Annotated in this window: 11 protein-coding genes; 5 read left to right on the top strand and 6 right to left on the bottom strand. The window is 52.3% G+C overall.

The annotated features are described in order from the left end of the window. The first annotated feature begins 195 nt into the window (after positions 1–195). Positions 196–2364 (top strand): NAD-dependent DNA ligase LigA, encoded by a 2169-nt coding sequence (ligA, locus tag PsWM33_RS20700; protein ID WP_063301523.1) that lies wholly within the window; start codon positions 196–198, stop codon positions 2362–2364. A gap of 59 nt (positions 2365–2423) precedes the next feature. Here the strand turns inward: ligA and PsWM33_RS20695 are convergent, their stop codons facing one another. Together PsWM33_RS20695 and PsWM33_RS20690 are read right to left on the bottom strand one after the other, a co-directional pair. After that, entirely contained in the window at positions 2424–3035 is a 612-nt protein-coding gene (locus PsWM33_RS20695; protein WP_063301496.1) for a hypothetical protein, read from the bottom strand. A gap of 216 nt (positions 3036–3251) precedes the next feature. Beyond that, a complete protein-coding gene (locus PsWM33_RS20690) occupies positions 3252–3749 on the bottom strand; it encodes a DUF4142 domain-containing protein (protein ID WP_208982004.1) in 498 nt (165 codons plus the stop codon). 371 nt (positions 3750–4120) lie between these two features. Here PsWM33_RS20690 and PsWM33_RS20685 point away from each other — a divergent pair, with 371 nt between their 5' ends. The 4 genes from PsWM33_RS20685 to PsWM33_RS20670 all read left to right on the top strand — a co-directional run bounded on the left by PsWM33_RS20685 (position 4121) and on the right by PsWM33_RS20670 (position 11944). Then, positions 4121–6559 carry an ATP-dependent helicase gene (locus tag PsWM33_RS20685; protein WP_063301495.1) on the top strand — a complete coding sequence of 813 codons (2439 nt, stop codon included), beginning with the start codon at positions 4121–4123 and terminating at the stop codon, positions 6557–6559. Positions 6560–6633: 74 nt separating this feature from the next. Then, on the top strand, positions 6634–8451 hold the full coding sequence (locus PsWM33_RS20680; RefSeq protein ID WP_063301494.1) for a cation:proton antiporter: 1818 nt from the start codon (positions 6634–6636) through the stop codon (positions 8449–8451). Between the two features lie 89 nt (positions 8452–8540). Next, positions 8541–9443 (top strand): 50S ribosomal protein L11 methyltransferase, encoded by a 903-nt coding sequence (locus PsWM33_RS20675; protein WP_063293890.1) that lies wholly within the window; start codon positions 8541–8543, stop codon positions 9441–9443. Positions 9444–10123: 680 nt separating this feature from the next. Further along, on the top strand, positions 10124–11944 hold the full coding sequence (locus PsWM33_RS20670; RefSeq protein WP_063301493.1) for an aminopeptidase P family protein: 1821 nt from the start codon (positions 10124–10126) through the stop codon (positions 11942–11944). Between the two features lie 59 nt (positions 11945–12003). Here the strand turns inward: PsWM33_RS20670 and PsWM33_RS20665 are convergent, their stop codons facing one another. From PsWM33_RS20665 to PsWM33_RS20650, 4 genes are all read right to left on the bottom strand, one after another. Further along, positions 12004–12327: an AzlD family protein gene (locus PsWM33_RS20665; RefSeq protein WP_063301492.1), complete on the bottom strand. Its 324-nt coding sequence runs from the start codon at positions 12325–12327 to the stop codon at positions 12004–12006. Then, positions 12324–13073: an AzlC family ABC transporter permease gene (locus PsWM33_RS20660; protein ID WP_063298180.1), complete on the bottom strand. Its 750-nt coding sequence runs from the start codon at positions 13071–13073 to the stop codon at positions 12324–12326. Before PsWM33_RS20660 ends, PsWM33_RS20665 begins: the two co-directional genes overlap by 4 nt. Before the next feature lie 194 nt (positions 13074–13267). Continuing rightward, positions 13268–14137: an AraC family transcriptional regulator gene (locus tag PsWM33_RS20655; protein WP_057465742.1), complete on the bottom strand. Its 870-nt coding sequence runs from the start codon at positions 14135–14137 to the stop codon at positions 13268–13270. A gap of 89 nt (positions 14138–14226) precedes the next feature. Continuing rightward, a complete protein-coding gene (locus PsWM33_RS20650) occupies positions 14227–15867 on the bottom strand; it encodes a chloride channel protein (protein ID WP_063293886.1) in 1641 nt (546 codons plus the stop codon). Between the last annotated feature and the right edge of the window lie 145 nt (positions 15868–16012).

The raw sequence follows: 16012 nt of genomic DNA, 5'->3' as shown, positions 1-16012 counted from the left end.
GAACGCAGGTTTCACGTAAAAAACGCAGATCAACGCTAAATCACACAAAGCAACGCAAACTGCGCAAAGTCGTGGGCCAACTTTTCTTGGGTCCAGAGTAATTCCTGTCTAAATCCTAACTGTTCTGGCTGGTGTGTTATTCCCGGTGGCGATAAGACTAATGCCTAGTTGATGATTAAACAGGTGAGTAAACCGGTGAGCCTTGCTGATACCTCTCAAAAAGAAATTGAAGCCCTGAACGCGGACGAAGCTGCGCTGGAGCTGGAGCGGCTGGCGGGGCTGATAGCTGAGTATGATGCAGCCTATCACACCAAAGATGCGCCGATTGTTGATGATGCGACCTATGATGCGTTGCGCCGCCGAAACGAGGCTTTGGAAGCTGCTCATCCGGAACTGGTGCGCGCAGACAGCCCAAGCAACCGGGTTGGTGGTGCTGTTGCGGAAGGCTTTGGCAAGGTCACTCACGCCGTGCCGATGCTCTCGCTGGATAATGCGTTTTCTGACGAGGATGTGCAGGACTTCATTGGCAAAGTGCGCCGCTTCTTAAAGTATGATCCGTTGATGGGCGCACTTGCGGTGACGGCTGAGCCGAAGATTGATGGCCTTTCCCTTTCTTTGCGCTATGAGAGCGGCAAACTGGTTTACGCAGCGACCCGTGGTGATGGCACCACTGGTGAGAATGTGACAGCTAATGCGCTGACCATTAAGGATATTCCGCAGGTGTTGCCTGCGGGTGTGCCGGATGTGGTTGAAGTGCGCGGCGAAGTTTACATGAGCCATGCGGACTTTGCGGCACTGAATGCGCGTATGGAAGCCAATGGCGGCAAGGTGTTTGCAAACCCGCGGAATGCGGCGGCAGGGTCTTTGCGTCAGCTGAATTCCGAGATCACCAAGACACGTCCGCTTAAGTTCTTCGCCTATGCCTGGGGGGATATGAGTGAGGTTCCTGCTGAGACACAGATGGGCATGGTGGAACTGTTCGGACTGTGGGGTTTCCAGATCAACCCGCTGATGAAGCGCTGTGAGAGCGCTGAGGAACTCTTGCGCGTCTATCATAGTATCGAGGAGGATCGCTCCGGTCTTGGTTATGATATTGACGGCGTGGTTTACAAGGTGGATCGGCTGGATCTGCAGGGGCGCCTTGGCTTTGTATCGCGCTCACCGCGTTGGGCGATTGCACATAAATTTCCGGCAGAACGCGCGTTTACAACGCTCAATGCCATTGAAATTCAGGTGGGACGAACGGGTGCTCTGGCTCCGGTTGCAAAGCTGGAACCTGTCACGGTTGGCGGTGTTGTGGTCTCTAATGCCTCTCTTCACAATGAAGACTACATCAAAGGCATTGGTCAGGATGGTGAACCCATCCGAGATGGCAAGGACATCCGTGTTGGTGATACGGTGATTATCCAGCGTGCTGGTGACGTTATCCCACAAATCGTGGATGTGGACTTGGGTAAGCGGGCTGAGGATTCGGCTCCGTTCGAGTATCCCGTGAACTGTCCGGCCTGTGGTTCTCATGCCGTTCGCGAAGTCAATCCGAACTCTGGCAAGGTTGATGCTATTCGCCGTTGTACAGGTGGATTGATTTGTCCAGCGCAAGCGATTGAGAAGCTTAAGCATTTTGTTTCTCGCAATGCCTTTGATATTGAAGGATTGGGCGAGAAGCAGGTGGAAGCGTTTTACGAATATGACATGGATAAAGGTGGTATTCGCACACCAGCGGACATCTTCACGTTAGCGGAACGGGACAAGGGGTCTCTCAATAAACTGCGGTCTCGTGAAGGATTTGGTGCTGTTTCTGCGCGCAAGTTGTTTGAAGCTATTGATAGCAAACGGCAAATTGAATTGAACCGTTTGATTTTCGGGCTTGGTATTCGCCATGTTGGTGAAGGAAATGCCAAGCTTCTGGCTCGGGCGTATTCCTCCTGGAGTGCTTTTTCTGATGCCATGATTGCAGCAACTGATGCAACTTCAGAAGCTTACCGTGAACTCAATGACATTGACGGAATTGGCGGTACGGTTGCCAATGCTCTGGTCGAGTTCTTTGCAGAGGAACATAACCGCGACGCGCTTGCTGCGTTGATTGATCAGATCACCCCGCTTGATGTGGTTGTTGCTGATAGCTCTGACAGTCCCGTTGCTGGAAAAACACTTGTGTTTACAGGTAGTTTGGAGCGCATGAGCCGGGATGAGGCGAAGGCACGTGCGGAAAGTTTGGGTGCGAAAGTGTCTGGTTCTGTTTCCAAGAAAACTGATCTGGTGATCGCGGGTCCGAAGGCTGGGTCCAAGCTCACCAAAGCACAGAGCCTTGGTGTTCAGGTTATCTCAGAGGATGACTGGTTCGAGCTGGTTGGCGATCAATAATTAAAAAGCGAGGGAGCTGTTTGGCTCCTCTCGCTGCATTCGCAGGTTTGCGGCAAAACCTACTTCTGCGCCAATGTTGCTCTTAGGCGGACAGATGCTTCGGCACGTCCGCCGATATAGAGCATCATGTTTTTGCCGTCTGTCTGAACGCTCATCGGGATGGTTTTTTCAACCTGCTTCTTCAGCGGGTCGTAGTCTGCTTCAGCTTTTTCAAGTGCTTTCAGAGCACTGTCGTATTCCTGGATCTTCTTTTTGACTGCAGGCTGGAGCTTGAGCAGCTTTTTGAGCTCTTTCGCTGTATCGCGATAGTTGGGATCAGTTTTGGGGTCTTTTTCCTGCTGCTTCAGCTGGCTTTCGAGCACTTTGAGCATTTTGTGTTTTGTCGAGATATCCTCTTCCAGTGACTTGGAGGCCTGAACAAAGCGGAAGGTTCTTGCTTTCTCTTTTTCAAGTGCGGCAATGTTCGTTCTGGCTTTCTTCATATCCGGCGCGTCTTCAACATGATTGTCGTAGGTCAGCCGGTTGGCTGCTTTGCCCTGGAAAATGAGTTTGTCGAAGCTTGCAGTGTCCGTCGCGTGGATGTTCATCCGACGTCTGATTTCAGCCCAGATGCTTGTGCGGTTTTTATAGAAATCATCGTAGTTCTTATATCTGCAAATGACCTTCGGCATATCTCAAGCTCCATTCCAGTTGCGGTCAGATGTTCTCCAGAAGCAACATCCGTGACTAAGAGAGTGGGCAGGAAATCTTAGCAAGATCTCTCGAGAGACAGCGATAATTGAGCCAAATTTGAAGATGTGATCGATGGGTTGGCTGAATTTGTCAGGAAAACACCATTGGGGCCGGAGCGCGCCACTGGTGTTTTCTGAGATGTTTGAATGAGTTGCCTAACCGATTTGCTTGCGGATCTCTGCCAGCATCGCCAGATGGGTATGAATGAAAGCGACCAGAATGGTTGCTGTAGCCACATCCACGTTCACAGGCTTTTTACCGGATTCCGGTGATTGAACCTTCAGCAAGTCCTCATGACCAGTGATTTCAGCGGAGATGTACAGACGGTCAAAATCCTCACCGTTTTCGGCCTCCAGCTTCTTGTAGATGTCTTCCAGAGCGGCGGGACGCGGGGGAGGCGTGGCGCCTGTGGATTCAATCACTTTTGAGACCGCTGTTTGTTCTTCGCTTTCCAGCTCTGCAAACTGGCGCACCAATGGATTGCTGGCCTTCATTGTCGCCATTTCACTGATGGCAAGTGAGAAGGGGCTGATTGTCAGCGTCTTGTTGGTGTAATCGGTGGAGCCGTGGTGGTTGGCCTGGGCGGAGGAAACCAGAGCAGGTGCTGCCAGTAAAGAACCGGAGATGCCAATGAGGGCGTTCCGACGTGTCATGTGTAACTTACCAGTATTCATAGTTTTTCTTTCAGGTTGTTACAGTGTTGTTTGTCTTTCGGAAGTGAAGATATTCCCATTGTTAAGCTGAGTTATTCTCGTTGGCAGGTATACGCATACTTCCTCTTTAAAACACTAAAGGGCCTCCCGGATTTCAAGTAACTCAGAACAAGCTTGATAAAACATCACAGAGCAAAGCTGGCGTGAGGCAAGAGTTACTGAGTGAAGATGCCTTGCCCTACAAAACGATGTGTATCTCTTTGCTGATGCCTCGCTTCTTCAATGTTGTTGCTATATTGTTCTTCGTTAAGTATTGGAGATTCTCCCTCTGATTTGAGAGGGGTATGCGTTCAAAGGATCTAACGAGCTCAATGGCAAACTCTTCTGGCCCACTTCATCGCGGAATACTTGCTCACCCTGCTGATCCTCTGGCTGCACCACAGCCCAAGGCAGGTGGTATCGCAGCGAGGGCCATGGCTGCACGGCAAACCAACGCCCCAGCCTATATGGAAGGATTGAATGCAGAACAACGACTTGCTGTTGAAACGATCAATGGACCGGTGCTCGTTCTTGCAGGTGCCGGGACAGGTAAGACCCGTGTTCTGACAACACGTATCGCGCATATTCTGGCAACGGGGCACGCCACTCCGGGGCAGATCCTTTCTGTAACCTTCACCAACAAAGCTGCCCGCGAGATGAAAACGCGTATTGGCGCTTACATTGGTGATGGCGTTGAAGGCATGGCGTGGCTCGGTACATTCCACGCGATCTGTGTGAAGATTTTGCGCCGCCATGCTGAGCTTGTTGGGTTGAAGTCCTCGTTCTCCATTCTGGATACGGATGATCAGGTTCGTTTGATCAAGCAGATCATTCAGGCGGAAGGTCTGGATGAAAAGCGTTGGACTGCAAAAACATTTGCCGGGCTGCTGGACAGCTGGAAGAACCGCGGGCTTACACCCTCACAGATTTCAGCTGGTGACGCACAGGCCTTTGCTAATGGCTTGGGGCGTAAACTATATGAGACTTATCAGGAACGGCTTTCTATTCTGAATGCCTGTGATTTTGGTGATTTGCTGCTGCACTGCATCACGATCTTCAAAGAGCATGATGATGTTTTAAAGAGCTTCCAGCATCGCTTCCGTTATATGCTGGTGGATGAGTATCAGGATACCAACATCGCGCAGTACATGTGGCTGCGCTTGCTGGCGCAGGGCAATCCGAACGTGGCCTGTGTTGGTGATGACGACCAGTCCATTTATGGCTGGCGTGGCGCTGAGGTTGATAACATCCTGAGATTTGAGCAGGACTTTCCGGGAGCTGTTGTGGTTCGTCTTGAGCGGAACTATCGCTCGACCAGTCACATCCTGTCCGCAGCTTCTCATCTGATTGCGCACAATCAGGGCCGGCTTGGTAAAACCCTTTTCACTGACCAGATGGGTTCTGAGGAAGAAGAGAAGGTACAAGTCACCTCGGCCTGGGATTCTCAAGAGGAAGCTCGTTCTGTTGGTGATGAGATTGAAGCCCTTCAAAACCATGGGCATTCCCTTAATGAAATGGCCATTTTGGTGCGTGCGTCCTTCCAGATGCGTGAGTTTGAAGATCGGTTCGTCACGCTTGGTTTGAACTACCGCGTTATTGGTGGCCCGCGCTTTTATGAGCGCATGGAAATCCGCGATGCATTGGCTTATTTCCGCTGTGTGATGCAGACGTCAGACGATCTGGCTTTTGAGCGTATCGTGAACACGCCGAAGCGTGGGCTTGGTGAAGCTACGCTGAAAATCGTTCATGCTTATGCACGGGAACTCGCTATTCCGCTGATGATCGCTGCGGAAGAGTTGGTGCAGACCAATGAGCTGCGTCCGAAAGCTCGTGCTGCGCTGGCGGATGTTCTTGGCATGTTGGAGAACTGGCGCAATCAGGTTGAGACCATGAGCCATACAGAGCTGGCGGAGATCATTCTTGATGAGAGTGGTTACACTCAGATGTGGCGTCAGGATCGGTCTGCGGAAGCGCCGGGGCGTTTGGACAACCTGAAAGAACTTATCCGCTCCATGGAAGAGTTTGAGAGCATGGCTGGGTTCCTTGAGCACATCTCGCTGGTGATGGATAAAGATAGTGATGCGGAAGAGGATGCGGTCTCGATTATGACGCTCCATTCTGCAAAAGGCCTTGAATTTGATACGGTTTTTCTTCCCGGTTGGGAAGAAGGTGTGTTCCCGAACCAGAGGGCATTGGATGAGACCGGACAAGCTGGTCTGGAAGAGGAACGGCGCCTCGCCTATGTGGGTCTTACCCGTGGCCGCAAGCGTGTGAAGGTGTGGTTCACCTCCAACCGCCGCATTCATGGGTCCTGGCAGTCCTGCATTCCTTCGCGGTTTCTTGATGAGCTGCCTGCAGACAGCGTTGAGGTTGTTGAGGCTTCCAGCTCTTATGGTGGGTATGGTCTGAATAGCGCTGGTGGTGGTTACGGTGCCAGCCGGTTTGACAACAGTGATCCCTTCCAAAGCAAGTACTCTACGCCGGGTTGGCAGCGGGCGCGTAAAGCGCAGGCGTCTGGTCAGCAGTATGGCAAAATGCATGGTGGGAACCAGAGCCGCCGTGCCAAGAAGGCTGGTCCGATGACCATTGAAGGCGAGCTGGTTGCCAAAAGCGTGACTGAGGCAGGAAGTGATTTTGCGATCGGTGAGCGTATCTTCCATATGAAGTTTGGTTATGGATTGATCGGCGATATCGAGGGGAACAAGCTTACCGTCGATTTTGAAAAAGCTGGCCAAAAGAAAGTGCTCGATAGCTTTGTTGAGCGGGCATAAGCTGCAACTCAAGCGTTAATTACCTTTAGGGTAGATTGTGCTATCTCTCTTCTAAGTTGTGTTGGGAGATAGCAATGAATGAGGTGGTTCTCGCGCTTGCGATGATTGGTGTGGCAGGCGTTGGTGCACAATGGCTTGCCTGGCGATGGTCTTTGCCTGCGATCGTTCTTCTGCTTGTTGCTGGCTTTCTCATTGGTCCTGCCACAGGTGTTCTCAGTCCAACTGCGTTGTTCGGTGATTTATTGCGTCCAACCGTTGCGCTTGGTGTTGCCGTTATTCTGTTTGAAGGCGGTCTTTCCCTTAATTTTCAACGTATTGGCGGTGTTGAGAAAGCGGTTTGGCGGCTCGTTCTTTTGGGCGCTTTTATCGCGTTTTTGTTGGGCGCGCTGAATGCCCATTATATTGCAGAGCTGAGCTGGCCTTCGGCATTGGTATTCGCTGCAATTCTAATTGTTACCGGTCCTACTGTAATTATTCCCCTGCTGCGTCAGGCGCGGTTGGAGCGACGGGTGAGTTCACTGCTGCGCTGGGAAGCAATCCTTGCTGACCCGCTTGGAGCGCTGCTTGCGGTGTTCATGTTTGAGGGCTACCTCGTGTATCACGGGGACCATGGTTTCTGGGTCCTGGCTATCCGGGCTTTGGCTGGGTTGTTGATTGGTGGCGTTGGTGGCTGGGCGCTGGGGCGTGGATTGATCTGGCTGTTTGTCGGTGGCCGCGTTCCTGAGTTTCTCAAAGTTCCGCTGATTTTTGTGAGCGTGATGGGCGCTTATGCACTTTCTGATTTGGTCTTGGAAGAATCTGGTCTGCTGACAGTGACGGTTCTTGGGCTGGTGCTTGGTAACTCTCGTCTTGCCAGTCTTGAAGAGCTGAAGCGGTTTAAGGAAGCGGTCACGATCATTCTGGTGTCTTCAGTCTTTATTGTGCTGACTGCTTCGGTTCAGCTGGGCAGTCTTGCGGAGTTTGGGCTGGAGGATTTGGCATTTGTTCTGGTGCTGTTGTTCGTGATCCGGCCTATCTCGGTTTGGGTTGGAACCATTGGCGCTCATCTGAGCTGGAAAGAGCGTTTGCTGGTTGGGTGGATTGCGCCACGTGGTATTGTGGCTGTTGCGGTTTCCGGCTTGTTTGCAAGGTCGCTTGTTGAGCATGGGGCTCCTGATGGAGAGCGGTTGGCGGTTTTGTCGTTTGCCGTTGTGGTTGCAACTGTGTTCGCACACGGGTTTTCGCTTGGGCCATTTGCACGATGGCTGGGGCTTTCCAGCCATACGGGGCCGGGATTGCTGATTGTTGGGGCGAGCCGGTTTAGCGTAGCGCTTGCGACCAAGCTGAAAACGCTGGATGTTCCGAGCCTTACCGTTGATCGCAACTGGGGTAAACTGCGGCTTTCGCGCAATGCCGGGCTTGCGAACCATTATGGTGAGGTTCTTTCTGAGGAAGTTGAGAACGAGCTTCCGCTTGAAAATTACAGCGTTTTGCTCGCTGTGACCGACAATGATGATTACAACGCGCTGGTGACTACAAACTTTGGACCGCTTATGGGGCGAGGGGAGGTGTATCAGTTTGCACCCTCAGAAGAGCAAAGCGAGAAGGAAAAGTTTCGCCGAGTTGTGACGCTTGGTGGTCGTCCCTTCCTGACACCAGAGCACAGCTATTACGACCTTGAAACGAAGATCCGTGAAGGCTGGTTCATCAAAGCCAGTGAGCTGACAGATACTTATGGCTGGACCGAGTTTCAGGAGGCTTTGCCAGAGACGGCTATTGTGCTGATGTTGATAGACCCGACCAAGAAGCTTCGACCGCTGAATGGCACCAAGCCTGCGATGCCGATTGCTGGTTCAACAATACTTAGCCTTGTTCCCTGCGAATATGCGGCAGAGCGCGAGAAAACCTCGTGAGTACTGGCTTTTCGTTGCTGCACCTTCTATACGCCTAGGCAAAGGTTTTCACTGAGTTTTGATAGCTCATCGTAACTAAGGGATTTTGCATGGACACGATCCGGGTTCGCATTCCGGCACCTGAGGCTGAAGCAAAAGCACTCTCCGATATTATGGAGGCGCGCTTTGAAGATGACGGGTTCCCAGTTGCCGTCTTTGAAAGCTCCAAGGACGGAAAAACTTGGACCGCAGAAGTGCTGGTTCTGGAATCTACGGTTGATGACGCAATCAATCTGGTTGAAATGCGTTTGTTTGATCAGTTTGAAGGCGGCGTTATTCCAAGCTTTGCTGAAGTTGAGGCGCTGCCTGACATCAACTGGGTTGCCAAATCCCTTGAAGGTTTGAAGCCGGTTCGTGCGGATCGGGTTATCGTTCATGGTGCGCATGATCGTGATGCTGTCGGCCAGTCTGACATTGGTATCGAGATTGAAGCGGCGCAGGCCTTTGGCACCGGTCACCATGGTACGACTGAAGGTTGCCTTTTGGAGCTTCAGCGCTTGTTGAAGCGGCACAAATACCACCGCATGCTTGATTTAGGCACCGGAACGGGTGTTCTGGGCATTGCACTTGCTAAGCTGACCAGCTCTGAAGTTCTGGCGACCGATATTGATCCGATTGCGGTGGAAGCTGCGATTGATAATGCGCGTAAGAACAATGTAGGGCCTCACTTCAAAGCTTTTACCGGTGCTGGTGTAGATGACCGCCGCTTTAATGAGTTTGGCCCGTTTGATCTGGTTGTTGCCAATATTCTTGCAAGACCGTTGATGCAGATGTCCGCTAAACTGTGCGCTCACCTTGCGCATAAGTCTACGCTGGTTCTATCCGGCTTGCGGATTGAGCATGGTCCACGGATCATCTCAGCGTATGGACAGCAGGGATTGAAGCTTGTGCATCGCCGCGAGATTGAAGGATGGCTGACGCTGACCTTTGCAAAAGGCAACTGGGACTCATAAGGTCTGACAGACTGCTAAAGCAGTTCGGATTTAAATGGAAACGCATGAACTGCTTTAGCCTTTGTTTTTGCGTATCTTTCTCCGAAAACCGGTTTCCACTTTTCGGAGATACGCTGCAATAATTCTGAACCCTCATTGCTGATGCAGTGAGGGTTTTTTGATGTCTGATTGAAATGCAAAAAAACAAAAAACCTTTGCTTCCTGATCCGGCAAATTGGGAGGAAATTGCCGGGGAAGCAAAGGTTTTTTTGTGTGCCAAGCAACTGGGAGGAATTTGCTTAGCTTGCTAGATACTGGGAGGAGGTATCCAGCTGTATGAGTGGCATTTCTAGCGCTTTATCAGCAGCTGATGGATGCCGGCCATTTTTGTCATGCAGATCACTTTGAGAGGAGGTGTGATCCACCGGTTTGCTTTGGGAGGGAAGCGCCCCGTCGACAAGAGGAGTTATCTATTATTTTAGTTTGTAAAAAAAGAGATAGTTTCGCATGACACTTATGCGTTTTTTGCATATCTCTGTATTGTCATGATCTGAAATTGCATGGAGTACATAGCAGATCTGCGTATAACGCATGGATTGTGTACTTCTGTATCCTCATCGCCTGAATTGAGAGTATAAATTCCTCTTAGGAGCCGTGTTTGTGTGGTTGAGTTGCGTGACGATCGGCATTAGCCTTCCGGCATGTTTCAAAGCTTTGACACAATAAATGATAAATCTCGTGGGCCGGTTCGGTTGGCCGCTCTGCGAGACGAGCTGGCCTCGCGTGGGCTTGATGGCTTTTTGGTGCCGCGGGCAGATGCTCACCAAGGTGAGTACGTTCCTGATAGTGACTGCCGCCTTGAGTGGCTGACGGGTTTCACCGGCTCTGCTGGTATTGCTGGTGTTCTCAGTGACAAGGCAGCTGTTTTTATTGATGGCCGCTACACCATTCAGGTGCGGGATCAGGTAGACGAAGAGGCGTTTGCCTATCGTCATCTGATTGATGAGCCGCTGACGGGCTGGCTTCGTGAGAATGCGGCAGAAGGCCAGAAGATCGGGTACGATCCGATGTTGCATCCTGTTCGTCAGGTGCGCTCCCTGAAAGCTGCCTGTGAAAAGGCTGGTGCACAGCTGGTTGCTATTGAAAGCAATCCTGTCGATGCCGTTTGGAGTGATCGCCCGGAAGCGCCGCTTGGTGCCGTGAAAATGCACGGGATGCAGTTTGCTGGTGAAAGTGCTGCAGACAAGATCAAGCGTATTGGTGAGTTGATTGCTGGAAAAGAGGCGGATACAGCGCTTCTGACACAGCCAGACTCCATTGCGTGGCTGTTGAACATTCGCGGTAGCGATGTGATGCATACGCCGCTGCCACTGTCTTTTGCTTTGGTACCGACCAACGGCAAGCCATCGCTGTTTATTGATGGGCGCAAGCTTTCCAATGAAGTGCGTGATGAGTTGAGCGCTCTTGCTGATATTGCAGGACCGACAGAACTTGCACCTACATTGAAAGCATTGGGTGCTGAAGGCAAACGGGTGCTCATTGATACCGGTCTTGCGGGTCAGGCTCTTTATGATGCGGTTGCTGACAATGGCGGCCATGTTGTGGAAGGGCAGGAGCCAACTCTGCTGCCTAAGGCTGTTAAAAATCAAGCTGAGATCGAGGGCACAAAAGCTGCGCACCTGCGTGACGGTGTTGCCTATGCTGGCTTCCTTGCATGGTTTGAGAAGACGGCGCCTCTTGGTGGCCTGACTGAAGTTGTTGTTGCTGAAAAGCTTGAGGAGTTCCGCCGTGAGACGGGTGCTTTGAAGGACATTTCTTTCGACACTATTTCAGCGGCTGGTCCTCACGGTGCGATCTGTCACTACCGTGTGAGCAACGATAGCAATCTGCCGATTGAGCTGAATAGTGTGTATCTGATCGACTCCGGTGCGCAGTACGAGGATGGCACGACTGACATCACACGTACGCTTGCTGTTGGAGCTGTGACTGCTGAGCAGTGCAAGCACTTTACGCTTGTTCTGAAGGGCCATATTGCTATTGCGACCGCGCGTTTTCCTGTTGGGACGACTGGGTCACAACTGGATACTCTGGCTCGTATCGATCTTTGGAAGCAGGGGCTCGACTTTGACCATGGCACTGGCCACGGTGTCGGCTCTTATCTGGGTGTGCATGAAGGTCCGCAGCGGATCTCCAAAGCTCCAAACAGTATCGCGCTGAAGCCGGGTATGATCCTTTCCAATGAGCCGGGTTATTACCGGGCTGATGAGTACGGCATCCGGATTGAGAACCTTGAGCTGGTGACGCCTGCTGCTGCCATTGAGGGTGGTGATCAGAAAATGCTCGGTTTTGAGCCGCTTACACTGGCACCGATTGACCTGCGTATGGTGGATACCAAGCTTCTCTCCGCGTTTGAGCTGAACTGGCTGAATGCTTACCATGCTCGTGTGAGGGAATTGGTTGGACCTCTGCTGGATGGTGAGACCAAAGCATGGCTGGAAGAGGCGACCCGTCCGGTTTCCTGAGCCGCTCCTGCTTCTTATTAGGTTAAAGAAAACCCCGCTTCATGGAGCGGGGTTTTTGTTTAGATGACAGTGAGTGCCATTCTGAGCACGACAACACTGACAACACCGAGTGTCATGGCTGCGAGCATTGGCAAGCGCAGGGCTGCAATCGCGGTGATGGCTGTTGCTGCGGTCTCTGCAATGCCGGTTGCGAAAGCTGTTGGGGCCACGACCGACATGAGGATTGCTGACGGAACGGCTTGCAAGGCTGCCTCAGTTCTGCCTGAGAAAGTGACGAACTTTGTCAGCACCAGCCCTGCGATGCGGGTCAGGTAGGTTCCTGCTGCCATTGCCACAATGGTGAAGAGGACAAGCGGATCAACTGCGAAGACTTCTGATATCATGACTGAAGTGCCTCCGCAGGTTTCCGGAGCCCGTTGGTTTTTTCGTCATACTGGACTGCTGCGGCGATGACGCCTGCGATTGCGCCAGCGATTATGTACCAAGCACCTGGAACGAACTTATGGGTGAGAACTGCCGCTAAACCGCTCGCTGCGAGGACTACGCCAGTTTTGCGGCCTTGCCAGAAGCCCATGACCAGACAGATGAAGAGAGCGGTGAACGCAAAGTCCAGACCGTAGCGGGATGGGTCGCCCATGACTGCGCCTATCAGGCTTCCGACCACTGTTGCGACTTGCCAGGTGATGAACAGGGTCAGGCCAACACCGAGATAGAAGCTGAAAGTGGTGTGATGCTTGATGGCGCGCTGTTCAGACAGAGCCCAGACCTCATCGGCCAATATGAAGAAGCCAAGGTATTTTTGCAGGGGTGTCCAATGGCCGAGTTTGGGGGCAAGGGACGCACTCATAAGCACGTGGCGCAGGTTGATCAGGAAAGTGGAGAAGGCAATGGTGAGCCACGGGAGTGGGTCGGCCCACAAATCCAGCGCAAGAAACTGAGAGCCGCCTGCAAACACGAAGGAGCCCATCAGCAGGACTTCCAAAGGAGACATGCCCTTTTGTGCTGCGAGCGCGCCAAACAACAGGCCGATGGGTGTCGCGGCGAAAATCAACGGGAAGAATGTTGTTACACCGAGGAAAAATTCATTGGGACCAGCGTTGATCGCTGATTTGTTCTGATTGCTTTTCACAAAACCCTCCTAGAGCCTGTTGCGCTCATTTGCATTCACGCCTCACGCTCTAATTTCTTTACTTTCAGCGAATTCTTGTCGTTTGATTGAATTGAATCAAACGACAAGAATTCGCTCCAGAGCATGGAGTGCTTTTAAGTCAGAGAGGCCGATGTCGTCTTGAATGAAATTGCGCTTCTGGTATGCCGCTGTGATTAAATGGAAATCACAGATCGCTGGAAAGCTGCTGGCGTGGTGCCAACACGGGATTTGAACTGCCGCGTGAGGTGAGCCTGATCTGCAAAGCCGCAGAGTGATGCGGTCTCGCTTGGAGAGGTTCCGCGCACGAGCAAGCGTCTGGCATTTCGTACCCGCACATCCGTCAGGTAGGCGTGCGGTGTTTGTCCTGTCGCTTTCTTGAAGGAGCGGATGAGGTGGTACTTTGAGCGGCCTGAGATGTTCACCAGATCATCCAGATGCACGCTGCCCATGAAGCTTTCTTCCAGATACTCCCGCGCTCGTTTGATTGCGACGGGATCTTTTGATCCGGTGATGTTGTCAGTGAAGCTGCCGTGCTTTGCGAGCATCTTGGCGAAGATCATATAGAGCGGTTCTTCGGCTTCCAGATCAATGGAGCGGTTCTGTATGGACTTGTGCGCTTCAACGAATTCCTGACAGAGCTCTGGGTCATGGACACAGGCCTCCGGGAAAAACGGCGTTCCGCTTTGTGGCTTGTCCGTCAGATCCTCAGCGATCTTCTGCAACAATGAGATGCTGGGGTAGGTCATCCGGTAGGTGTAGCCGTAGCCCTCCGGTATACCGTCGTGAAGCTCGAATGGGTTGACGAAGACCAGATCTCCGGGACCTGCGAATATCTGCTGTCCGCGTTGCCAGTAGCACTGACAGCCCGAGAGAATGCCACCAACAACGAACGTGTCGTGGGTGTGAGGTTCGTAAACATGGGTTCTGAAACTTGCCGCAAGACATTCCAACCCATCAAAGCGAGGCGCACACCAGAATTGTGCGTTCTCTCCCGAATTGAGCGGAGTTGCTTCTAAGGCAATTTTTTGAGTAACCGGCTTCATAGACCCAATTTATCCAGCGAAGACAAGGATGTCTTGAATGAGATTGCTGTTTTTTACGGATGGGTCAATGGAGATTATCTGGGGTTTGGCTAGCGGTGCTCCTCAACATTCGCCTGAATGAGAGCTGAATTGAAGTAACGCAGAGCCTTCACGTGACTTGCGTAACCAATAACTTCCGCTGGGTTCTTGGGGTCAATGACGGGCAAGGTGGACTTGCCTGCATCATCGAAGGTTCTTAGCGCTTTTTCGAGCGTGTCGAGCGGTGCAAGAAACGGTTCTTCTGACTCTGGGTCGAAGGTGGTATCGGAGTCCGGCCTTGGCGGGTCCGCGAAATCTTCAACATGAACGATGCGGACGAGCCATTTGTGGGCACCGTCTTGCAACATGACACCACGCATTTCCAGCTGCCAATGGAAGTAGGACCGGCCATGGATTGCCTGATTGAGGCCCGTTGAGATGGAGACAGCGATCAACAGAGCAATGGACAACTCGTAACCACCTGTCAGTTCGAACACGATCATGGTGGTTGAGATTGGTGCGCCAAGGACGGCTGAGGCGACCGCTCCCATGCCTAAAATAGCGTAGAGCCCATGGCTGGAAGCCATCTCGGGCAGGTGATTTGCCGCGATCAGACCAAAGGCACCACCCGTCATCGCGCCCAGATACAGCGAGGGTGAGAAGATGCCGCCGCCGAAGCGCGAGGCGAGCGTGATGGCTGTCGCTACTGTTTTCACGACGAGCAGCGAGAGCATCAATGTGAGCGGCAGTTCTGAGTTGAGCGCTCCATCGGTTGCCTCGTAGCCAACGCCAATGATTTCCGGATAGAAGACAGCGATTGAGCCAACCAATGCGCCGCCGATGATCGGGCGGAGCCAGATTGGCATTTTGATGTTTCTGGCAAGCCAGTCTGAGCCGATCAATGCAAACTGGAACGAGATGGCAACAATCGCGCAGATGATGCCGAGCAGCACAAAAGCCGGGAATTCCCAATATGTGTTGATCTGGTAGTGGGGCAGAATGAAGGCTACTGCTTCGCCAAAATAGAGGCGAGACACGAGCGTTCCCATGGCTGATGAGAGCACGATTGGAACGAAGGCAGACATTGCGTAGTGGCCGAGGATGACCTCATGAGCGAACAATACGCCTGCGATTGGTGCGTTAAAACTTGCGGAGACTGCGCTTGCGACACCTGCAGCAAGCAGGATACGCATTGTTGAATCAGGGAGTTTCAGTTTGGAGAAGACCGAGGTGCCGAGTGTGGCGCCTAGGTGAACCATGGGGCCTTCACGGCCAGCACTGGCGCCGCTGCCGAGTGAGATGACTGTGATGAGTGCGGAGCTGAGGCCGGGCCAAAAGGGCAGGCCGGTTCCACCATGAGCCCGTGCTTCAATCACGTCTGCTACGCCGCCGGCACGTTGCTTCTTTTGGATCGTTTGCAGCAGGAGGCCAACAATTGCGCCGCCTATTACAGGTGCCAGAACAATGACATACCATGGTTGAGCGTTTGCCGCGCTGATCATGCGTTCGGAGACGGTGCCGAGTGATAACCATTGGACCAGCCCAATGCCAATGCGAAACAGGATCGCAGATCCGCCCACAGCTGCCCCGATGATCAACGCAAGGAGCCAGACAAGCGGGAGCCGCGATGACATGAACAAACGTAAGTTAGGTTCGACCCATTTATAGGCTATGCGCATTGCGATTTTCAGCGGGTTAGCTTGGTTAGGCATAATAGATTAAGCGATACGACAATGAATGATTGGCATTGTCTTTAACGAGATTCCCCGGCAAACGCCAATCAGGATATGCTCTGATCATCTGATTTTGGATCATTATTTTCGATAAGCACTGAGAAACACTTAAGGAGCTTCTTCA

This window comes from Pseudovibrio sp. WM33 (assembly GCF_001623165.1).
Classification (GTDB): domain Bacteria; phylum Pseudomonadota; class Alphaproteobacteria; order Rhizobiales; family Stappiaceae; genus Pseudovibrio.
Note: the sequence above shows the minus strand (reverse complement) of the source record. Positions and strands in the feature narration are given on the sequence as shown.